Origin of the sequence: Psychrobacter sp. TB20-MNA-CIBAN-0197, from assembly GCF_040309765.1 — a bacterium.
In the GTDB taxonomy this organism is placed as follows: Bacteria; Pseudomonadota; Gammaproteobacteria; order Pseudomonadales; family Moraxellaceae; genus Psychrobacter; species Psychrobacter submarinus.
Genome location: NZ_JBEOPC010000006.1, coordinates 1 through 21567 on the forward strand (window position 1 = coordinate 1; position 21567 = coordinate 21567).

General features: G+C 46.3%; 17 protein-coding genes. 7 read left to right on the forward strand and 10 right to left on the reverse strand.

Annotated elements, in window-relative coordinates:
- Positions 1 to 126: 126 nt before the first annotated feature.
- Positions 127 to 1017: an alpha/beta fold hydrolase gene (locus AAEY83_RS02845; protein ID WP_051397510.1), complete on the reverse strand. Its 891-nt coding sequence runs from the start codon at positions 1015 to 1017 to the stop codon at positions 127 to 129.
- Between the two features lie 276 nt (positions 1018 to 1293).
- Positions 1294 to 1458, reverse strand: a complete 165-nt coding sequence (locus AAEY83_RS02850) for a rubredoxin (RefSeq protein ID WP_025646921.1) — start codon at positions 1456 to 1458, stop codon at positions 1294 to 1296.
- A gap of 282 nt (positions 1459 to 1740) precedes the next feature.
- On the opposite strand from AAEY83_RS02850, the gene AAEY83_RS02855 reads away from it, so the two are divergent.
- The gene (locus AAEY83_RS02855; protein WP_025646922.1) at positions 1741 to 2310 is read left to right on the forward strand and encodes an adenine phosphoribosyltransferase; all 570 of its coding nucleotides are present in this window, start codon (positions 1741 to 1743) and stop codon (positions 2308 to 2310) included.
- 110 nt (positions 2311 to 2420) lie between these two features.
- Here AAEY83_RS02855 and AAEY83_RS02860 read toward each other — a convergent pair whose 3' ends face one another.
- Positions 2421 to 3359, reverse strand: a complete 939-nt coding sequence (locus AAEY83_RS02860) for a transaldolase (protein WP_025646923.1) — start codon at positions 3357 to 3359, stop codon at positions 2421 to 2423.
- Between the two features lie 480 nt (positions 3360 to 3839).
- Here AAEY83_RS02860 and pheA point away from each other — a divergent pair, with 480 nt between their 5' ends.
- The 6 genes from pheA (at position 3840) to AAEY83_RS02890 (ending at position 10955) form a co-directional block, all read left to right on the forward strand.
- Entirely contained in the window at positions 3840 to 4979 is a 1140-nt protein-coding gene (gene pheA, locus AAEY83_RS02865) for a prephenate dehydratase (RefSeq protein ID WP_025646925.1), read from the forward strand.
- Positions 4980 to 5043: 64 nt separating this feature from the next.
- Positions 5044 to 6171: a histidinol-phosphate transaminase gene (hisC, locus tag AAEY83_RS02870; protein ID WP_025646926.1), complete on the forward strand. Its 1128-nt coding sequence runs from the start codon at positions 5044 to 5046 to the stop codon at positions 6169 to 6171.
- A 172-nt stretch (positions 6172 to 6343) separates the two neighbouring features.
- Complete coding sequence (locus tag AAEY83_RS02875; protein WP_025646927.1) at positions 6344 to 8695, forward strand: bifunctional prephenate dehydrogenase/3-phosphoshikimate 1-carboxyvinyltransferase; 2352 nt, start codon at positions 6344 to 6346, stop codon at positions 8693 to 8695.
- A gap of 313 nt (positions 8696 to 9008) precedes the next feature.
- Positions 9009 to 9941 carry an EamA family transporter RarD gene (gene rarD / locus AAEY83_RS02880; protein WP_025646928.1) on the forward strand — a complete coding sequence of 311 codons (933 nt, stop codon included), beginning with the start codon at positions 9009 to 9011 and terminating at the stop codon, positions 9939 to 9941.
- Positions 9942 to 10007: 66 nt separating this feature from the next.
- Complete coding sequence (gene folB / locus AAEY83_RS02885) at positions 10008 to 10388, forward strand: dihydroneopterin aldolase (protein ID WP_025646929.1); 381 nt, start codon at positions 10008 to 10010, stop codon at positions 10386 to 10388.
- Between the two features lie 3 nt (positions 10389 to 10391).
- A complete protein-coding gene (locus AAEY83_RS02890; RefSeq protein ID WP_025646930.1) occupies positions 10392 to 10955 on the forward strand; it encodes a 2-amino-4-hydroxy-6-hydroxymethyldihydropteridine diphosphokinase in 564 nt (187 codons plus the stop codon).
- 135 nt (positions 10956 to 11090) lie between these two features.
- Here the strand turns inward: AAEY83_RS02890 and cysE are convergent, their stop codons facing one another.
- From cysE to AAEY83_RS02925, 7 genes are all read right to left on the reverse strand, one after another.
- On the reverse strand, positions 11091 to 12026 hold the full coding sequence (gene cysE, locus AAEY83_RS02895; protein ID WP_025646931.1) for a serine O-acetyltransferase: 936 nt from the start codon (positions 12024 to 12026) through the stop codon (positions 11091 to 11093).
- A 240-nt stretch (positions 12027 to 12266) separates the two neighbouring features.
- Positions 12267 to 12710, reverse strand: coding sequence for a YtoQ family protein (locus AAEY83_RS02900; protein WP_025646932.1), 444 nt, complete (start codon positions 12708 to 12710; stop codon positions 12267 to 12269).
- Between the two features lie 66 nt (positions 12711 to 12776).
- Entirely contained in the window at positions 12777 to 13670 is an 894-nt protein-coding gene (locus AAEY83_RS02905) for an RNA methyltransferase (RefSeq protein WP_051397507.1), read from the reverse strand.
- A gap of 2 nt (positions 13671 to 13672) precedes the next feature.
- Positions 13673 to 14071, reverse strand: coding sequence for an Hpt domain-containing protein (locus AAEY83_RS02910; RefSeq protein WP_025646934.1), 399 nt, complete (start codon positions 14069 to 14071; stop codon positions 13673 to 13675).
- An 83-nt stretch (positions 14072 to 14154) separates the two neighbouring features.
- A complete protein-coding gene (gene dnaE, locus AAEY83_RS02915) occupies positions 14155 to 17841 on the reverse strand; it encodes a DNA polymerase III subunit alpha (RefSeq protein WP_025646935.1) in 3687 nt (1228 codons plus the stop codon).
- A 521-nt stretch (positions 17842 to 18362) separates the two neighbouring features.
- A complete protein-coding gene (gene ggt, locus AAEY83_RS02920; RefSeq protein ID WP_025646936.1) occupies positions 18363 to 20264 on the reverse strand; it encodes a gamma-glutamyltransferase in 1902 nt (633 codons plus the stop codon).
- Between the two features lie 112 nt (positions 20265 to 20376).
- Complete coding sequence (locus AAEY83_RS02925; RefSeq protein ID WP_025646937.1) at positions 20377 to 21567, reverse strand: patatin-like phospholipase family protein; 1191 nt, start codon at positions 21565 to 21567, stop codon at positions 20377 to 20379.

A 21567-nucleotide genomic window follows, 5' to 3' on the forward strand; every position in this document is an offset into this window, starting at 1 on the left:
ACTTACCATTTTTATCTGCAAATCGCCTAAAAAATAGTCTCTGTCAGTGCCATGGTCGAATGTTCAACACGCCCTAGGTAATACGCCGCTTTTTTTGTTAAAAAACTAGGCCGTTAGCAATATGAGCTACCCTAAAAGATGATTACGAATCAGATCAACCATATAAGGCTGATAGTAAGCTGGAATGTCATGACCCATACCATCGATGAGATAAAACTTAGCATTAGGGATAGTCTTAGCCACTACTTTGCCTTGCGATGCAGGCAATAGCCCATCGGCGCTACCATGCATAACGATAGTCGGCGCTTTTACTTTTTTACTAAATCGCGCAATGGAGCCAGACGCCAAAATAGCATTGAGCTGCTGCAGCGTGCCTAGCGGGTGAAAGCTACGCTGATAGCGCAGCTCTGCCACTTCACGTACTGCCCGAATATCTATATGCCCAGGCGTACCAACTGTCTTAATAAACCAAACACTATGACGGACGATATCGCGCTCAGAGTGACTCTCAGGACGATTGATTAAGGTATATAATTGTTTGGGTTTCGGTGGCCGCAAAAAGGCGCGATTGTTTGTAGTAAACATCAAAGCCATACGATCAACTAAGCTTGGATAACGCGCGGCGACAATTTGGGCAATCATACCGCCCATAGAAGCGCCTATCAGGTGCGTACGCCCAAGGTTTAAAACCTTAATCAAACGCACAGTATCTTCTGCCATATCGGTAAGCTTATAAGCGACTTGCTCACTTTTATTGGACAGACCCGCCTGCAGACGAAACATCATCTTTAGCTGATTGACGCGTGGTAACCCATCAATCTGCACTTTCGAGGACAGACCAATATCCCGATTATCAAAACGTATCACAAAGAAGCCGGCGTCAATGAGCCTTTTTATAAAGCTATTGGGCCAAAAGATCATTTGTGAGCCTAAGCCCATGATCATTAGCAGTGGCGGATTATCAGGGTTGCCGCCAGCTTCGACGCAAAGCTCGATACCATCGCCAATATCTATCATTGTTTGATACAGATCTTTACTCAGATCTGAGGGTGTCCAATGATGCTCACCGAATTTCTGCCAGTCTGAAGTCGGATACTGCACTTGTTTTTTAGTAGCAGCAGTATTCACCGCGTCATGATTAGTAGTGTCGTCACTAGCCATGCTGTGACTAGCGTTGACACGATGTTCGTTAATACTACTATCAACGCTGCTATCTGTATCAGAAGAGTTTGAATTCGTCATAAAGTGTCCTATTTAGAGGGTCCAAGTTACCTAGTTATCAAGGTACTAGCTCTAAAACTCTGCCATCTCAAAATCAAGCTTGCCCACACCGCATTCAGGGCAGATCCAGTCATCAGGAACATCTTCCCAGCGGGTACCAGGGGCAATACCTTCTTCAGGACAGCCCAGCTCTTCATCATAGATCCAGCCACAGACGATACATTCATAACGTTTCATACATAATCCTATCTATCATTGCTCATTTATCATTAGGGTTTTAAGACGATCTAAGCGCGCGTAGTGTAGCATATATCGCCGCTTAGCTCATTTAAGTTTACACTTGTATATTGAGATAAGTAAGCCTTTATTAAAGCCCTATCGCTATATTCAATAGTGAAGCTGCCGTCATTTTTAGCTGTCATCACTGTTAGTACAGCAATTATGCTACTATAACGAGCGATTATGATGACCGCTAAATTTTGGTTATAATCGCTATATTTTTATCCTATAAGGACTTTTATGAGCGCTACAAAAGCGACATCATCCGCTAAGACTGCTACTAACGATACTACTGTCATCAATAAAGAGCATCCGCTTTGGCAAATTATCCGTACTGTACCCAACTTTCCTAAGCCAGGTATAGACTTTTATGATATCACCCCTCTACTGCGCAGTCATATTGATGAGGTAATTGATGCACTGTTAGCGGCATTGCCAGAGGGTCTCATGGATGAGGTGGACTGCTTAGGAGCAGTTGAGGCGCGCGGCTTTGTCTTTGCAAGCTTACTAGCAGGCCGCTTAGGTAAAGGCATGATACTACTTCGTAAACCCGGCAAGCTGCCACCACCAGTTGCTAATAAGGCTTATGCGCTAGAGTACGGTAAAGATACGCTTGAGATGCAAAGTAACTTGCCCCCTGAGCGTTTACTCTTGGTTGATGATATTTTGGCCACTGGTGGCACTTTGCGCACCGCCTATGAGCTGTGCAAAGCCGCGGATCATAATGTGGTAGGGGCGCTGGTATTATTAGACTTAGTCGACTTGCATGGCGAGTTCCCAGTGCCGGTTTATACGGTCTTGAAAGCCTGAGTAGACTTTCAAAGCAAGTATTGATATTGCAAAGCAAGTATTTAGATAAAAAAGCGCTCGAAATAGAGCGCTTTTCGGGTGATTCAGTTTGTTTGGATTATCTACTTGAACTAACGCATAGCTGCTAATGCTTGTGCCAACTCTTCACGAGCGCTAATAAAGCCATCAATACCTTTTGGTAATAGATCTTGGGTCACTTTATCGTTTTGATAGGCGGCGCTGAACTCTTCATGGGTTAAACTGACTTTACTCATAGCATCTAGATCCGTCGACATCGTAGGCGAGAGCTGGCGGGTGACCTCGACATCCATGTTGGCAAGCTCATCTATTAAGTTTGGCGCGATAGTTAATAAATCACAGCCCGCTAAGGCTAATATTTGCTCTACCGAGCGGAAACTTGCGCCCATTACCTGCGTCTGATAACCGTGTTGTTTGTAGTACTGATAAATAAGCTTGACCGATTGCACGCCCATATCATCGGCGACAGGGACGTTTTGGCGATTTTGTTGGCGTTTTTGCCAGTCTAAGATACGTCCAACGAATGGCGATATCAGCGTGACACCAGCATCAGCACATGCAATTGCTTGATGCTGACCAAATAGCAAGGTGAGATTACAGTGTATGTTCTGAGTTTCAAGATAGCGGGCCGCTTCAATACCTTGCCAAGTTGCTGCCATCTTGATGAGTACTCGATCTGAGTCAACTCCTGCCTTTTGATAAGCCTCTATATACTCCAAAGCCTTATCGATAGTGGCCTGAGTATCATAAGACAAGCGCGCGTCTACCTCAGTCGATACCCGGCCTTCGATAAGCTCTAAAATACTACAGCCGATTTGGATCGTTAAGGCATCGATAACGGCATCGACATCACCTTGCTGACGACTCATCGTTTCTGCTAGCATCGATTGATTATCAGGGTGAATCAGCGCTTTGGTGATGAGGCTTGGATTGGTGGTCGCATCGATAGGCTTGAGACGCTCAATAGCGGCTAGATCGCCAGTGTCAGCGACAATAGTAGTCATAGTGCGAAGCTGTTGTAATGCGCTCATTAAATATCCTTGTCATTATAATAAGGGTTAAACCTTGGGGTTACTCGTAGATTGTCTTTAAGACTCTAACACAGATTTGCTTGTGGGGTTACTGCTAGTCATAGCGATTGCGAGTATTTCTTATGATGAGGCGCATACCACAAAAAGCTATGCCCTCATTTACTTTATTTCAGCTATCGATAGCTATTTTGCATGGGCACTGTCAGCAGTTTTTGCTATAGTAGGGGCGATCCATTGTTTACCTGCCTTATTGGCCGATTCTTTTATGAGTAAAGCGGATAATAGAGCCGATAGGTCATCAATGATAATCGAATATTAATAATAACCAAACATCAATAATAAAAAGTGAATGACTAAATTTAGAATCAAGAGACAATCACTAGATTTAGACGTTAGTTTTCTTCAATATAGCAAACGTTAACCGTTTCAAAAAGGATACAGGATATGAGTAAGTCGCCGGCAGAGCAAAAACCAGACAATATGACGTCAGTAAGTACTGATGTCAGCGGCGCTGCAACCGATCAACAGCTTTTGAATCAGTTGCGTCAAGACATAGACGCAGTGGATAATGAGATTCATAAGCTGATTAATAATCGAGCAAAATTAGCCCAAAAAGTAGCGGTGGCTAAAAAAGAGCATCTAGCGGAGCAAAAGTCCGATAGCCATCCTATCTTTTATCGTCCTGAGCGTGAAGCGCAAGTACTAAAAGCGGTGATGGCGCGTAACGAGGGGCCTATCTCTGATGAAAAAATGGCGCGTCTGTTTCGTGAGATTATGTCGGTCTGTCTAGATTTAGAAGCGCCGCAGCGTATTGCCTTTTTGGGACCGCTTGGCACTTTCACTCATGCGGCTGCATTAAAACACTTTGGCAAAGCGGCGGATACTATGCCGCTGACTACGATTACCGATGTGTTTCGTGAAGTCGAAGCGGGTACAGCGATGTATGGCGTCGTACCTGTCGAAAACTCCTCTGAAGGGGTGGTGAATCATACTTTAGACGGATTCTTATCCTCATCGCTGAAGATCATCGGCGAGGTTGAGCTGCCGATTCATCAAAACTTCTTGGTCGCTGAGCATACTAAGATCGACAGTATCAGCCGTATCTATTCGCATCAACAGTCCCTCGCGCAGTGTCGTCATTGGCTCGACGTCAATTATCCTAGTGTCGAGCGTGTGGCCGTCTCAAGTAATGGCGAAGCCGCTCGCCGCCTTAAGAACGAATGGCATTCAGCCGCTATTGCCGGGGATGTGGCAGTCGCTGAATATGATCTGCATAAGCTGTACTCGAATATCGAAGACAACCCGAGCAATACCACGCGCTTCTTAGTCATCGGCCACGAAGCTATCGCGCCATCAGGCCAAGACAAGACCTCTATTGTGGTCTCCGCTCATGACAAAGCCGGTGCCTTGATCGAAATACTTAAGCCGATGTCCTATCATGGTGTGTCGATGACCAGCATTGAAACCCGTCCTGAGCGCCCGAACAAGTGGGCGTATGTGTTCTTTATCGATATGGAAGGCCATATTGATAGTCCTAACGTCAGCGCCGCTATCGCTGATATACGTCCATTGGTCAAAGACGTGCGCATCTTGGGCTCTTATCCAAAAGCGGTGCTTTAAGATATAGAGTGTGGTCATTCGTAACAAGATATCTATTTGAGTCAGCGTAAAAAAGGACAAAGCCATGCCATCCTCCAAAAACTTGCAAGCTAAGACACTTCAGCCACTAACGCCAGCCTACGAGAGTATAATGGAGCTAGCACCTTATCAAACGGGTAAGCCGGTAGAAGAGCTGACGCGTGAATATGGCGTCTCAGATGTGGTCAAGCTGGCAAGTAATGAGAACCCTATGGGCTGCTCACCAAAGGTGACTTTAGCGATAACGGAGCAGTTAAGTCAGTTGGCGCGTTATCCGGATGGTAATGGCTATTATCTCAAGCAAGCGCTGTCAGACTTTACCGATATGAGTATCGATAGCATCACTTTAGGCAATGGCTCTAATGACTTGCTCGATATCTTAGCGCGCAGCTTTGTCGGTGCTGATGATGCGATCGTCTATAGTCAGTACGGGTTTGTGGTGTATTCGATGCTAGCGAAGATGCAGGGCGCGACTGGTATTGAGGTACCAGCGAAGCGTTTTGGTCATGATCTAAAAGCGATGCGTCAAGCTGTCCTAGATAATGCCAATACCAAGATCGTATTCATCGCCAATCCCAATAACCCAACGGGCACTTTATTAGATAGCGAGGCGCTACGCGAGTTTGTCGCAAGCATGCCAGCTTCAGTATTAGTGGTACTAGACGAAGCCTATATCGAGTATAGTCCTGAGAGTAATAATCGGGCGCTATTAGACGAGTTTGATAATGTGGTGATAGTACGTACTTTCTCCAAAGCTTATGGCTTAGCCGGCCTACGTGTCGGCTATGCGCTCAGCTCGCCGCTAGTGGCGGATTTGCTCAACCGTATTCGCCAGCCATTTAATGTTAGCCGTATCGCTCTTGCGGCAGCAGCAGCGGCACTAACGGATCAAAGCTTTATTAGCGAAGTGCGAAAAATCAACGCCGGACAAATGCGCTGGCTTGAGAAGCAGTTTGATGCGCTAGGACTTGAATTTATCAAATCATATGCCAATTTTATTATGCTAAAAATAGAAGGTGCGGCTGATATTAACCAAGCGTTATTAGAGCAAGGGGTGATTGTACGGCCTTTAAAAGGCTATGGTCTAGAGGATTGGTTACGAATTACCGTAGGCTTAGCAGAAGAAAATACACGCTTGATCGATACTTTAAAATCTATCTTAAATGCAGAGTGACTCCTTTTAATAGTCACTCATTTATATCTATTAGCTATTCCATCTAGTCGGTATTAAACTAGGCCGGGTTGAAGATTTGATATGCTTTATGATGACTGCTCAATACGCCTTAGCCGAGACACTAGATCAATTTGTAAGATACATATAATAAGATACCTATAATAAGAGATCCATGAGCTATCTAAAATCCACAAACCATCTCACTACAGAGCCGTTATTTGAGCAAGTCTGTATCATAGGTCTAGGGCTGATCGGGTCTAGTCTTGCGCAAGCGATTAAAGATAATAGCCTAAGCAAACGCCTAGTCGCTGTCGATAAGCATCAGCCGAGCATCAGCGCCGCTCTTGATCAGGGTTTGCTCGATGCTGGCGGTAGCTCTCTAGCCCAAGTCGTGAGTGGCTCTGATTTGATCGTTATCGCCATCCCAGTGCAAGCGGTATCAGCGGCATTCACTGAGATTAAAGCGGCAATGCAGAGCGGTATACTTGCCTATGACTGCGTGATCAGCGATGTTTGTAGCACCAAAGCCAATGTCATCGCCGCTGCTAACGATGTTTTTGCGACTTCACGAAAGGGCTTGCCTACTGGATTGGTACCTGCGCATCCGATTGCCGGCGCTGAGAACTCAGGCTATCATGCCCGCCGCAGCGATTTATTTATTAACCATAGCGTCATTATTTGTCCATTAGCGAGCACCGATGAGTCAGCTATCACTAAGTTGCGGCAGTTATGGGAGTCGGTCGGGGCAAGTGTGATGTCGATGGACGCTCAGCATCATGATGCGGTGCTGGCCCATACCAGTCATTTACCGCACTTATTGGCTTATAATCTAGTCGATCAACTGGCCAGCCACGATGACAATTTAAATATGTTTCGCTATGCCGCTGGCGGTTTTCGCGACTTTACCCGTATCGCGGCGAGTGACCCTAAGATGTGGCATGATATCTTCTTTGCCAATCAAAATGCGATAATCGATGCACTCGATGAATACAGCGATTATCTACAAAATATACGTCAACTTATTATTGATAAAGATTCAACTGCCCTGATGGGCCTTTTGGGCCGCGCGCAAGCCGCACGGCGACATTTTGGTCATATGCTAACCAGCACCCCTTATACGGATACCTCTGCTATGTCAGCTTCTTATATTATTTCTCCTAATACCAGTAATGCCGTCAATGGTACGATCACCATTCCAGGTGACAAGTCGATATCGCACCGTAGTATCATGTTCGGTAGTATCGCCGAGGGCGTCACGCGCGTGACTGGGTTTTTGGAAGGGGAAGATGCGTTAGCGACGCTACAAGCATTCAGAGATATGGGCGTGACTATCGAAGGGCCAGACAACGGTAAGCTCACTATTCATGGCGTGGGGATGAATGGGCTAAAGCCGAGCAAGACACCTATCTATATGGGCAACTCTGGCACCAGTATGCGCCTGCTGGCTGGTATCTTAGCCGCGCAAGAATTCGATAGCGTATTGACCGGTGATACGAGCCTCAATAAACGCCCAATGGAGCGTATTGCCGCGCCACTACGGCAGATGGGCGCTATCATCCAAAGCACGGGCACTAGTGGCACCTCACCGCTTAGTATCACCGGCCGCGACAAAGCGGGTAAGCCGCTGCAAGGTATTGAGTATCAGATGCCAGTGGCTTCTGCGCAAATCAAGTCTTGCTTGTTATTAGCTGGTCTGTGGAGTGAAGGTACAACGACAGTGACGCAGCCGGAAGTCAGCCGTGACCATACTGAGCGTATGCTATCGGCTTTTGGTTATGACGTGAGCGTCGATGGCAATCGTATCAGCGTGGAGGGCGGCGGTAAGTTAACCGCTGGCGATATCGCCGTGCCAGCCGACATCTCTTCAGCGGCATTTTTTATGGTGGCGGCAGCGATCAGTCAAGGTAGCGAGCTGACGTTGAGTCAAGTGGGTATCAACCCAACGCGCACTGGCGTTATCGATATCCTAAAGCTGATGAATGTAGATATCAGTCTAAGCAATGAAACTCATGTTGGCGGCGAGCCCGTCGCTGATATTACTATTCGCTCCTCAAACCTACAAGGCATTGAGATACCTGAGCACTTAGTGCCACTGGCAATCGATGAGTTCCCAGTATTATTTGTCGCTGCCAGTTGTGCAAAGGGTCGTACCGTATTAACAGGCGCTAAAGAGCTAAGAGTAAAAGAGTCTGATCGTATCGCGGTCATGGCCGATGGCTTACAAACCTTAGGGATTGACTGCACCGTAACTGAAGATGGGCTAATCATTGAGGGCAAGGGCACACAAGGTCAAAGCGATGAGATTGATAACCAGCAGCCTATCTTTGGCGGTGGTCATATTACCTCGCATCACGATCACCGTATCGCGATGAGCTTTGCGGTTGCTAGCCTGCGTGCCTCCGAGCAGATCATTATCGAAGGCGTGGAGACGGTGAATACCAGCTTCCCAGGTTTTGCAGAGCTCGCCAATCAAGTGGGGATGTCTATTGAGGTAGATAAAGGCGCTGAAACTGATAACGCCTAAAGCTTGCTATATTTTATTATTGATCAGTTAAAGTGCGATTAAAAAAAGCTTGATGATATAAGTAATTGGTAAGTAGCAATGTGTTGATGTCCTTATGACGTTGACGCATTGCTTTTCTATTTAAGTCATAAGCGCTCAGTAATAAAATGTAAGTAATAAAATCTAAATAATAAAACCAAAATAACAAAGTCCAAATAATAAAACTCTTTATCTCACAAACGCATCTTTCTCCTTTTACTTACCTGCCTGTAAGCAAATGCAGGAGATATAAAAGAGCATAAAATGCGCTTTGCCTAAATAAGTTGTCTGATGTATGACTACCCAAAATGTGCTAAAAAAACCAGTAGCCGTAGTGCAAACCACAAGACGCGGCATTATTACGGCGCTGATAGCGTTCTCCATTTGGGGCACGTTTCCGCTGTATTTTAAGCAACTAAGCGCATATGACGCGACCGAGATCATCGGCCATCGTATTATTTGGACATTTTTATGCTTATTAGTGGTTTTAGTCGTAACCAAACGTTGGCAATGGATTAACACCCTTAAAAAAAACCCAAAATGGTTAGCGCTAACTTTTTTATCTGGTTTGATTATCGCAACTAATTGGCTCACTTACGTCTGGGCGGTGAATCACGATCAGATACTAGAAGCCAGTTTAGGGTATTTCATCGGGCCTTTGGTCGGCGTAGCGCTATCGATGATCTTATTTAAAGAGCGTATGCGGCCGTTGCAGTGGGTAGCGATTGGCTTTGCTTTGGTGTCGGTGCTCATTCAAGTCGTTATGCTAGGGAGCCTGCCTTGGATATCATTGATATTGGCTTTTAGTTTTAGCACTTATGGCACTATTCAGCGGCAAACCCCGCTAACTGCCGTTGATGCAATGTTTATCGAAACCGCGATGCTCGTACCGATATGCGTATGGTGGTTTTGGCAGGCGGATGTCGTCAGTAGTCAGATCAGCTTTTGGTTCACCTCCAATATCTGGCTATTGATGCTGGCAGGGCCGATTACCTTGATACCCTTACTGCTGTTTAATAAGTCCACTAAGCTCGTCGCTTATAGTATTCTAAGCTTTATGAATTACTTGACGCCGACCTTTATCTTTTTCTTAGCGGTGTTTTACTATAAAGAACCGTTTGATCTGCATCGCTTAGCCGTATTTGGCTTGATATGGTTCGGCTTATTATTGTTTAGCATCGATTTATGGCGACATCGTCCAAGTAAAATGCTAAAAGCCAAACACTAACCCTATAAAATTTATAATCTTAATGCATTCATATGACTATTAGCAGAGAACTTTAAGGATAAGCACATGTTACCTAACGAAGCAGATGTCGTATTTGTCAAAGGCTTGAGCGTTGAGGCAGTCATTGGCGTCTTCGACTGGGAGCGCGCAATCACACAGCCAATCATGATAGATATTACGCTTGAAACCGATATCAGCAAGGCGGCGCTATCAGATGACGTCAAAGATGCTTTGAGCTATAAAGACGTCTGTGATGATGTGGCAGAGTGGTGCAAAGAGCTCAAAGCCAAACTGCTTGAACATCTAGCCGAACAACTTGCCGAGAAACTATTAGCCAAATATAACTGCCAAAAACTGACCCTAAGCGTCGCTAAGCCGACAGCTATTAAAGAAGCAAACGCAGTAGGGGTACAAATCACGCGTTTTGCAAAAAATGGCAACATGTAAACAATGAGCAATAATAATTTAGTGGGTTTGCCGCTAGAGCATTTACCAAAGATTAGTTTTGGTAAACTGCAAGCACTGCCAGTGAGTGCAGTATGGTTAGCTTTAGGCAGTAACTATCAAGCGAATCATCACTTGGCGAATGTCCGGTCAACTCTAGCTAAGCTTGGCGAAATTGAGCTATCTTGCGCCATTAAAAATCCTGATATTACCGCTAGCAAAGAGCAGCCAAAACCTGATTATATCAATCAAGGCGTTTATTTAGCTTTGAACAAAGATATGACTTTAGGGCAGCTACAGACGTTTTGTAAAAACTTAGAAGACGAGTGTGGTAGGGCGCGTGCACAGAAGTCACAAGGCTCCGGTCAGCAAGTAGCAGTTACCAAAGTGAGTATGGATATCGATATTTTGATGGTTAAGCTAGAAGATCAACAAAATAGCCTAAGCAGTAGTAAGGATAAATGGATTATTATAGCGGAGCGCTTTCCTTTTGCAGACCATGAGATGACTGGGATAAAAGCGCTCAAAAAAGAGCTAGAGTTTTTAACACAACCGAATTCATCATTTTAAAGGTTTAAATACAGGTAGTGTTCTATAAAGGAGTCATTCTTTATGCACGATATAAAATGCAATATTATTTCAAGAGTGAATAAAAGTGAGAAGTGGTTTAGACATCACGCCTCACTTTGCTAATTATATCGATGACTATTTTTCAGTTGTATCCGCTTGATCCAGATCACTTTGGCCAATGACATCGATATCTTCTAAACACAGCTTATCGTACTGTTTTTGACAAAACTCAGGATCGAGCTTGCACATAGCTTGCTGCATCTGGTCTAAGCGCGTTTCAGACTGCTGAATATGCTCAAGCATTTTGGCAAAAGCTTCAGCAACAGGGTCTTGTGAATAAGGATCGATACCATAAGCTTGGAAAGTTGTATCACGTGCTGATGTTGTAGAAGGCTTATCGTCTCCGGCTTGTTCGGTTTTCTTAGGCTCATCCTTATCAGTGATAGTGCCTTTGGCCGCTTTTTCTTGTTGCTTAGAGTCATTGATTTTTGCAACGATAGGGTTGCCTTTTTCATCGTGGTACTCAGAGATCATACGCGCGGCACTACCGACCATAGTGGCGTTAGCAGGTACCGGCTTGACCACTACCGCATTCGAACCAATTTTGGCATTTTTGCCGACCGCGAATGGGCCTAAAACTTTTGCGCCCGCACCAACGGTGACGCCATCTTCTAGCGTAGGATGACGTTTACCATTATTTTGTGAGACGCCGCCTAAAGTGACACCGTGATATAAGGTGACGTCATCGCCAATCTCAGCGGTCTCGCCAATCACCACGCCGACGCCATGATCGATAAAAAAACGTTTCCCAATCCGCGCGGCAGGATGTATCTCAATACCGGTCACGATACGTGAGCCGTAAGAGATCACGCGCGCAGCGAGCTTTTGCTCATGATTCCATAAGTAGTGGGCACCGCGGTGTAGTATCAAGGCATGAATACCGGGATAAGTCAGAATAACTTCTAAGCTATTGCGGGCGGCAGGGTCACGCTTAAAGACCGCATCAATGTCTTCTTTAAGATCTTTTTTGAACGTCTTGAGCGATTTAAGTAGGGTAGATGGCGATGGCATAACGCGTCCTATCATATTCTTTGATGACATACTTAATGAAACTGCTTGTTTATCATTTTAGTTATAGCAGCTTTGCTTGACAAAATATAGCTATAAGCCATAAATAATAACAGATTCATAGATAATGTAGATTTATTTACTAAAAGCAGAATGTATAGTGTCGTTATGCTGACAGGCGCACAACCTAGCCATACAGCTCATCGTAACATTCTGCTTAGTTTTATTTTAAATGGCGACTGCTTAAGTATTACTAGTAATATATTTAAGAATCTCGACGATTTGTTCAGGGGTTTGCGCCCATGCCATAGCGGCCGCGTCGACTTCTTTTAACGGATGAATAATATCGTCATTATGTAGAGTGATGTAGGGCTTATCTAAGGCGGCGCAGAAGCCGGCATCAAAGGCTGCGTTCCACTGCTTGTATTTATCACCAAAACGAATAATGGCAATATCACAGTTCTGGATTAAGGTCTTAGTGCGGATGGAGTTGACCTTAGATGACTGATGATCGCGCCAAAACTGTTTGTCGTTCTCACCCAATAGATCACCCGCAGCATCGCTAGCGTCGTGGTCAGTCACAGCTGAGGTGAACTTAATATTAAGGCCATGATTTTTTGCGCCTTGCATGATTTGCTCGCGCCAGTCTGTGTGGATCTCGCCTGATAAGTATACTGTCCAATTCATAATGAACTCCTTTTAGTTTTTAGTGCATAGCGCTTTAAGATATAACAGCGTTAGGTGTTTATGAGTTTAGCGATCCTTGGATAGTTTAGCTATTAAAGCACTTAGCAGCTGATATTCCTTTTGATCAAGCTGAAGACGTGAGCCTAGGCGCGATAAGCGTGCTGGCAGGGATCTTAGGTGCTCGCTATTAGCAAGATTGAGCGCTACCATCAGCTCAGTGCTGCGCTGCGTGAGATTTTGCAGTTGTTGCTGAGTAATAGCGGGCTCATCCCATTGCTGACGGATATAAGTGTTGACTAGGGGTGAAGCAGTTTGGTCCTCGTCATGACTACTAGTGGTTGTTTTGCTCTCATCAATGAGCTCAGGATTCGCACCCGCTTTATGAGTTTGCGCATACGCGAAAATAAAGCTTGCGATGACTTGCACGGCAGAGGCGACATTGAGCACCGGGTAGTCAGGGTTGGCGTCGATTTGGATATGATAGTCGGCAAAGGCCAGCTCGTCATTGGTGAGGCCTCGATCTTCACGGCCAAAAAGGATAGCAATCTTAGGGCGGATCGCTGCTGAGAGTTCGGACTGATCGCTAATATCAGCCTGCATATCTATAAAGTCCAACATAATCTTAGCCGCCTGCGTCGGAGTCACCACGGGGCGCGGCAGATGACGACTACGACTACTGGCGGCGAACACTAGCTGACAATCACCAATTGCTTCTTCTAGAGTCGGTGCGATTTTAGCAGCTGCTAATATCTCACTACCACCCGCTGCGTGCGAGACACTAGTTTCATCTATCGGCAGCTTAGGGTCGACGACCGTCAGATGAGACAAACCCATAGTATGCATAGCTCGCGCTGCTGAACCGATATTGGCAGGTAGGGTGGTATTGACCATCACAACTTGCAGGCAGGATAAATAATCGCTAACTTTCAGGGCGCTGGGTGCAGAAGAGGTAGATGTCATATCTATAGCCCTAAACGTTGGTTGATCTCTTGTTCGACGTCCAAAAGTGCAGCTGACAAGCGCTTAATTAGCTCACTTTGGTGGCTTATCTGCTGCCTACGACAAGCACTCTCTAGCTGCTCGCTGAGCGCTACTAATTGCGTAGCGCCTAAAGTAGCACTAGCCCCCTTTAAGGCGTGAGCAAATTCAAAGCCATTGGCATTATCGTTATTGGTTTGCGCCGCTTGCATCAGTACAATTCGCTGTTTACTGTCGTTGACAAAGGTCTGTACTAAATCGGCAAAGTCTTCTTCTAGTAAGTCGCGCATCTCTTCGAACTGGGCATCATCAATGATGGCGTGAGCGCTATCGTGGTAGCTATCGCCAATCGTGTTAATGTTTTTGTACTCAGCATCCGTCATGATAAAAAGGTCCAATAAGGGTAAGAAAAAGTGAACTAAGTTAAGTTTACTAACGACTTATACTGCCATCAGTGGTACAGGTTTTAGTTGTAATGAAAATGTAGGTTGTCATCACTGATCATTGTTTTCAACTGTTGTAGATTATCATCATTAGGATAGACGCGCCAATGCTCTGATAAGCCGACATTGGCGATGCCATAATCGGCGTAGACGCTGAGGCCAAGCGGCGTACAGTTGTCATTTATGACGCCATCATTAGAAGTAAAGTTATCTTCAGCAGTATTAGCAGCATTTGTATCTAAGGCCATAAGGTCATTGCCGTCCTCGTCATATAAGCTTGCACCCATAGCGCTATCGTAATAGTCTTGAGCGCCGCCCTCTAGCTCATCATCCTCGCCATAGTGGGATAGTCTTGGCGCTGGAATGATGTCAGCTTGTGCTGATTTTAATAAAGGCTGCAAGCGAGCAAGCAGATTAAGATCTTCATGGTGCACTTTGATACTGATCTTTTTAAGCCAGCGTAGACGCGCATCGACCATCGTCAACGCATTATCAAGGCGAGCAAATAGGCGTCCATCACGCTCACGGATACTGCCTTTAATGATGACCACCTCATCGACTTTTAACTGCTCTTTGACGCGATTAAAACGCTCAGCATAGCAGCTGACCTCAAGCCGTGAGGTGCCATCATCTAAGGTAATGACATGGCGATTACCAAAGTTTGCCATGTCGATAATCAGACCCGCGAAATGACAGCTACCGTTATAGCCGGTGTCAGTGAGTTTGTTGAGCCGCGTCCCTGAAGTATAGCGTTTGAGCTCATCTAAATACTCATTAATCGGGTGACCGGTGAGATACAGGCCTAAAGTATTCTTCTCAGCTTTTAGGCGGTGCTTATCGCCCCAAATTAGCTCGGGCGTCATTTTCAGCGGCGGCGCAGCAACCACGCTGTCCATCTCACCGAACAGATCCATCATGCCAAGCTCACCATTTTTGCGGTCTTGCTCAGCGGCTTGCACCGCGCTTGGCAATTGACTCATCAATGCCCCGCGTATCTCATAAGCGGCATCGCTTGGCAAGTCAGGCCGTAGCGTAGCAGCAAAGTCATCAAAGCAGCCGGCACTGACCAAAGCTTCAAGTGTGCGTTTATTGACCTTTTTAATATCGACACGGCGACAAAAGTCGTATAAGTCGGTAAAAGGTCCATCAAGGCGACGCGCTTCGACAATAGATTCAACCGCGCCTTCTCCGACGCCTTTGATTGCGCCTAGGCCGTAGATAATATTGGTCGGGGTATCAGCGACAAAGTGCCATTCACTGCGGTTTACCGATGGATTGTCTACAGTCAATCCAAAGTTTTCACGGCAGTCATTGATAAAGAACACCACGTTGTCGGTGTTGTTCATATCGGATGTCAGTACCGCAGCCATAAATTCGGCAGGGTAGTACTGCTTAAGATAAGCGGTCTGATAAGCGAGCACCCCATAAGCAGCAGAATGCGAGCGGTTAAAACCATAACCGGCGAACTTCTCCATCAAATCAAATACACCGCCTGAGGTGACCTCATCGATACCTTGATCGGTGGCACCAGTGACAAAGATATCGCGCTGTTTGGCCATCTCTTCGGGTTTCTTTTTACCCATAGCTCGGCGCAGCATATCCGCGCCGCCGAGACTGTAGCCGGCCATTACCTGCGAGATCTGCATGACTTGCTCTTGATAGACAATAACGCCGTTGGTGTTTTGCAGTATCGGTTCAAGATTGGGATGATCGTAGATGACTTCTTCGCGGCCATGCTTACGGTCAATGTACATCTCTACCATGCCGGCATCGAGAGGGCCGGGGCGGTAGAGGGCGCACATGGCGATGACGTCTTCGATGTTCGTCGGTTGCAGCTTGGCTAGGTACTTTTTCATACCCATGCTCTCTAACTGAAACACGGCGGTGGTTTTGGCATCTTGAAGTAGTTTATAGGCTTTGCTGTCATCTAGTGGCAAATCTTCTAATACTAAAGCCTCTTTACCTTCACGAGCGCGGCGCTCATTGATGTTTTTCACTGCCGCATCGATGACAGTTAAGTTACGTAGTCCCAAAAAGTCAAACTTCACTAGTCCGACATCTTCGACATCGTCTTTGTCAAACTGACTAACACGGTGACCTTCGTCATCACAATAAATAGCGCTAAAATCAGTGATCCTATGCGGCGCGATCAGTACGCCGCCGGCATGCTTACCGACGTTACGGCACACGCCCTCTAATTTGACCGCCATCTCCCAAATCTCGATGGCATCTTCATAGTCCATATTGTCTGGATTGGAGATTAAGTCTTTGAGCTGCGGCTCTTGCTCTAGCGCTTGGCTGAGAGTGATGCCAGGCGTCTTAGGAATGAGCTTGGACATTTTATTGGCCAAAAAGTACGACTTACTTTGTACTCGTGCCACGTCACGCACCACCGCTTTAGCCGCCATAGTACCGAAGGTGATGATTTGCGAGACTGCCTCACGACCATAAGTTTGCGCCACGTAATCAATGACGCGGTCGCGACCTTCGATACAAAAGTCAATATCGAAATCGGGCATCGATACCCGTTCGGGGTTCAAAAAACGCTCAAAGAGCAAGTCATAATGGATGGGATCAAGGTCAGTAATGTTCAGTGCATAGGCCACTAAGGAGCCAGCGCCAGAGCCACGCCCCGGACCGACAGGCACGCCGTTGGCTTTTGCCCAGCGGATAAAGTCCATAACGATTAAGAAGTAACCGGGGAACCCCATAGACAAAATAATATCGAGCTCATACTCTAAACGCTCATCATACTGCTTACGAAAGTCGCTCCAGCTCTCGTCGCGCTCAGCCACAGGAAACAGCTTGTCCAGTCGATGCTCAAGACCGCGCTGCGATTCGGCTCGAAAAAACGACTCTATGGTCTCGCCCTCTGGTACAGGAAAGTCAGGCAACACGTTGATGCCTAGCGTTAGTGTCACATTACAGCGGGTGGCTAGGCGGATGGTATTGTCGACCACCTGCGGAATATCGGCAAACAGTTGCGCCATTTGGTCTTGGGTTTTTAGATACTGCTCATCTGAATACAAGCGCGGACGGTTAGGGTCAGCCAGTACGTACGAGCCTGCGATACAGACGCGGGCTTCGTGAGCATCGAAGTCCTCTTGCTCCAAAAACCGCACGTCATTGTGAGCCACTAGTGCTATACGATGCTTAGCGCCAGCATGAATAGCCGCTTGAATAAACGCGTCTTCACCGCTGCGATTGGTACGTTTTATTGCAAAGTATAAGCGATCGGCAAATTTGGCCTGCCATTCAACAAGGAGCTCATCTGCGCGCTCTGGCATAGAGCCAATAAGCGCCTGTCCGACATCAGATTTTTCAGTAAATAAGACAATAACGCCGGCGGCATGAGCAAGGATGTCACTACGCTTGACGATAGGGGTGCCATGATTGGCAGGATCAGCGCGGCCCTCGGTGAAGCCCAGCGAGACGATACGAGTGATGTTTTGATAGCCCTCATTATCCATAGCCAGTAACGTCAGTCTCGTGTCTTCATCGTCCATAATGACTTCGCTGCCGATGATAGGCTTGATACCAGCGTTCAAACAGCCGCGATAAAACTTCACTGTCGCATAAAGGTTGGATAAATCAGTCAGTGCTAGTGCTTGCTGATTATCTGCCGTCGCCGCCTTAATAAGTGGCTTGATACGCACGATAGAGTCAGTAATAGAATATTCGCTATGAATGCCAAGGTGTACAAATGCCATAGGGTACTCTTAAAAGCCAGGAGAAAAGCGAGTTGGAGATCAGATAAAGGTGCTATTTTGCTATTGTGTTCATCACGTCGTAATGAGTTTCTTATCAAAAATAGCGCTTCTTATCAGGAATTTACCTCGCAACAAGCGCTATTAATACAATAGCGACAGCTTTTGTGTCAGCCGTTAATGATAGCATTTTTTGATACTGACAGCTACATTTTCAAACGCTATTGATGGCGTAAGAAGTTCAGAAGATAAATGGATAACATATCGTGAATACACTATAAACGATAACGTACGACTGAGAGGTTTAATTTTCAATAAAGCTTGCGCAGCATCAAAGACAGGCAGGAAGCAAGCAGCAAGCAAATAGAAAATAAGTAAAGTGCATACCAGTAGCGCATCTAAACGTATGAGTGTTCTATACTTATTAGCGACGACAAAAGCCTTCTATACCTGCATTCTATACCTGCATAGTAAAGAGGGCTCGTTACGTTTATTTTATAGGGCGCATTCATAGCTTGATACCACTAATAGCCAACCACCGCTGCATCGACAATACGCGGATCAGAAGCACCATAAATCCCAGTAGGTGTCAGCATAATAGACTGAGTCGAGCCCATAGTGTCTTTGGGGCTGACTTTATGCCCCATAGATTCTAGTTTTTTTACCGTATCGATATTGAGAGCTTTCTCAACACGAATCTCATCAGGCAGCCACTGATCATGGATACGCGGCGCGTGCGTGGCCTCAGCGATATTCATATCGTGGTCGATAACGTTAGAGATGATTTGGGTAACGGTAGTGATGATGCGGCTACCACCGGGACTGCCAGTGACGATATAGGGCTTACTGTCTTTAAATACTAAGGTCGGGCTCATAGAAGATAAAGGACGTTTGCCCGCTTCAACGGCGTTTGCCGCGCCGCCGATAAGTCCATAGGCGTTTGGGGTGCCAGGCTTAGCAGAGAAGTCGTCCATCTCATTGTTGAGCAGTATGCCTGTACCTTCGGCGACAAGGCCGGTGCCATAAGAGAAATTGAGCGTATAGGTATTGGCTACTGCGTTACCGGCTTGATCAACGATAGAAAAATGCGTGGTTTGATCGCTCTCATAGGGCAGTGGGTTATTGGCTTTGATACTAGCCGCTGGCGTGGCCTTATTAGGATCGATTAGGCTGCGTAGTTTATTAGCGTAAGGACGGGCGGTCAGTCCGCTAGTCGGCACATCGACAAAGTCAGAATCGCCTAAATACTCTGCACGGTCAGCATACGCCAGTTGCATCGCCTCGCTCATTAAATGTATCGTTTGCGCGCTATTTTGCCCATAGTCCCCTAGCGGATAGCCTTCTAAGATATTTAGGATTTGCACGATATGAATGCCACCAGAGGACGGCGGCGGCATAGAAACAATCTCATAGCCGCGGTAGTTGCCGGTCACAGGCTCGCGGGCAATGGCCTCATAATCTGCTAAGTCCTGCAAGCTCATAGCGCCGCCAGCCGCGTTGACCGCTTTCACGATTTTGCTTGCAGTATCTCCCTTATAAAAACCATCTGCGCCTTGATCAGCGATAAGCTGTAGCGAGCGCGCAAGCTCTGGCTGACGCAAACGCTCACCAGGTTGATAGGTACTGCCATCAGGTTTGAAGAATATCTTTTTGGTACTTGGCCACTTTTGTAGCCGCTCTTTTAAAGCCTCCAAAGATTCAGACAAGCCTGCGGTGACATCAATACCATCAGCTGCCAGCGCTATAGCAGGTGCCATCACTTGCTGGCGCGTCATAGTGCCGTGATCCTCAAGCGCTTTAAGTAGTCCGGCAACGGTACCCGGCACGCCAACCGCTAAGCCGTGATAACGCGACAAATCACTGATCGCTTCGCCATTAGCATCCAAATACATATCGCGCGTCGCACGACTAGGCGCTTTTTCGCGATAATCAAGGGCAATGGTCTTATCTTGCTTGGCATCATAAATCATCATAAAACCGCCGCCGCCAATATTACCGGCTCGCGGCAGGGTCACGGCCAAAGCAAAACCTACCGCGACCGCTGCATCAACAGCATTGCCGCCGTCTTTTAGAATTTGTAGCCCTATATCTGAGGCCAGTGCTTCTTGGCTTGCGACCATGCCGTTTTTGGCCCATAACGGATGCTGAATAGCCGCGCCTGAATAGATAGCTTGTTCGGCTTTAGCGGTAGCAGGAGAGGACAAAGCGTTGGGTGCCGCATTTGACTTAGCTGCAGTTACGCGCTGAGTTTCAGAGATGAGGGTTGGGTTCTCAGTCATAGCCGCTAAGTTGATAGCGCTAGTATTGATAGAGGTGTTATTCGTCACTACTGGGCGGTTTTCCGCGCCGTGAGCAGATATTGCTAGCAAGAGGGTACTACTTAGAAGTAAAGTAGCCCTGTTAAAATTGATTTTTGAAGGTAGCATCGTAACGTCCTTTTAACGAGTTAGAGTAGAGACTAGCGAGCAGGTATTTTAGTTAACGATAGAGTTTATATCCTCTCAAAATGAGGACGCGCTCTATAGGAGATAAAAATAACTAAGCCAAATTAGTTCTCTGTAAATATTTAAGCGTACGCTGATAGCCATAGTGCCACTGCGCTTGCATTTGCTGGACAAAGTCGTCGTAATCAGCATGAATGAGATCAATTCGTCCCTGTCGTATGTTCAGTCGTTTACGTACATGTTGACCGGCTAGGGCTTTGCCATTATCAGCGAAGGGCAACCAATGAATATTATTTTGCTTAATATCGTTAGTACTATTCTTATCAGTCTTAAAGGACAAAACCTCAGCTAATCTTTCATTAGGATCAAAGCCAAAAATACGCTGAATCGCAGGTGCCGCCAGTACTTTATCATAGCCCGCTTTGGTTTCAGCAAATACGCTATTGCCAAACTGAGCTGCCAACTCGATAGGTGTCAAATCTATAACGCCGCCTAAGCTCCAACCCAGCCCTTCGATAAACGTCGGCTGCAGATAGTACATATCTGCCATCGATGCTCTGACCGCTTGCGCAATATCACAATCCGTAACGAGATGAATCTGTTTTTTAATCCTTAATGGCGCATAGCGATGAGTAGGGCAAGCTAAAGTTTGCTTATCGATACAAGCGCGCAGGTGAGCTGGGGTGAATAACACTTCTTGTAATTTGGCCGCCAGCTGCAGGTTTTTTGCTTGAGGTGTTTGTTTTAGCGAGTCCTCTGTGGGCACAAGACGGCTAGCAATAATCGCAGTATCAGGAGAAGCATTCATGTCAAGGCTTGGTTGTAGCTGGATCAATTCATCTAGCCAAGTCGTCTCGTCGGCAATCTCAAACATGGCAAAATTATGTAATTCTGCCAACAGCTCGTCATAAGTTTCGCGCTGATGTAATTTTAAAGTCCTAGAAGCGCTTGTTGATAGTCCTAAGCGTTTTAGCCCTTGATAAAAATAGCTAGGTTTTCGTTGTTTTGCGCTTAGCGTAAAATCTTGCCGATGCCGACTGGCTTTTACGACGTTATAGAGCGCCTTACTCTCAATTAATAGTTTTAGATCTTTTGGGTCTGGGGCGATATTGACTAAAAGGCTGGCTAGACTCCCGCCGCAAGTGGCTAGTATCAAATCAGGCTTTAGGCCGTACTCACACAAAGCAGCGTAACTGCCTAAATAGTAGCCAAAACGGTAGCCACCACCCGAGAATAGCTGCACGCGTTGATAAGGTTTGGACTCAAGTAAGCTATCGTTATTCAT

Excerpts from the sequence above, each read along its gene's own strand:
- AAEY83_RS02845 (WP_051397510.1), bottom strand. The coding sequence starts at position 1,017 with ATGATAGATATTGGCGATGGTATCGAGCTTTGCGTCGAAGCTGGCGGC.
- AAEY83_RS02850 (WP_025646921.1), bottom strand. The coding sequence starts at position 1,458 with ATGAAACGTTATGAATGTATCGTCTGTGGCTGGATCTATGATGAAGAG.
- AAEY83_RS02855 (WP_025646922.1), top strand. The coding sequence starts at position 1,741 with ATGAGCGCTACAAAAGCGACATCATCCGCTAAGACTGCTACTAACGAT.
- AAEY83_RS02860 (WP_025646923.1), bottom strand. The coding sequence starts at position 3,359 with ATGAGCGCATTACAACAGCTTCGCACTATGACTACTATTGTCGCTGAC.
- pheA (WP_025646925.1), top strand. The coding sequence starts at position 3,840 with ATGACGTCAGTAAGTACTGATGTCAGCGGCGCTGCAACCGATCAACAG.
- hisC (WP_025646926.1), top strand. The coding sequence starts at position 5,044 with ATGCCATCCTCCAAAAACTTGCAAGCTAAGACACTTCAGCCACTAACG.
- AAEY83_RS02875 (WP_025646927.1), top strand. The coding sequence starts at position 6,344 with ATGAGCTATCTAAAATCCACAAACCATCTCACTACAGAGCCGTTATTT.
- rarD (WP_025646928.1), top strand. The coding sequence starts at position 9,009 with ATGACTACCCAAAATGTGCTAAAAAAACCAGTAGCCGTAGTGCAAACC.
- folB (WP_025646929.1), top strand. The coding sequence starts at position 10,008 with ATGTTACCTAACGAAGCAGATGTCGTATTTGTCAAAGGCTTGAGCGTT.
- AAEY83_RS02890 (WP_025646930.1), top strand. The coding sequence starts at position 10,392 with ATGAGCAATAATAATTTAGTGGGTTTGCCGCTAGAGCATTTACCAAAG.
- cysE (WP_025646931.1), bottom strand. The coding sequence starts at position 12,026 with ATGCCATCGCCATCTACCCTACTTAAATCGCTCAAGACGTTCAAAAAA.
- AAEY83_RS02900 (WP_025646932.1), bottom strand. The coding sequence starts at position 12,710 with ATGAATTGGACAGTATACTTATCAGGCGAGATCCACACAGACTGGCGC.
- AAEY83_RS02905 (WP_051397507.1), bottom strand. The coding sequence starts at position 13,670 with ATGACATCTACCTCTTCTGCACCCAGCGCCCTGAAAGTTAGCGATTAT.
- AAEY83_RS02910 (WP_025646934.1), bottom strand. The coding sequence starts at position 14,071 with ATGACGGATGCTGAGTACAAAAACATTAACACGATTGGCGATAGCTAC.
- dnaE (WP_025646935.1), bottom strand. The coding sequence starts at position 17,841 with ATGGCATTTGTACACCTTGGCATTCATAGCGAATATTCTATTACTGAC.
- ggt (WP_025646936.1), bottom strand. The coding sequence starts at position 20,264 with ATGCTACCTTCAAAAATCAATTTTAACAGGGCTACTTTACTTCTAAGT.
- AAEY83_RS02925 (WP_025646937.1), bottom strand. The coding sequence starts at position 21,567 with ATGAATAACGATAGCTTACTTGAGTCCAAACCTTATCAACGCGTGCAG.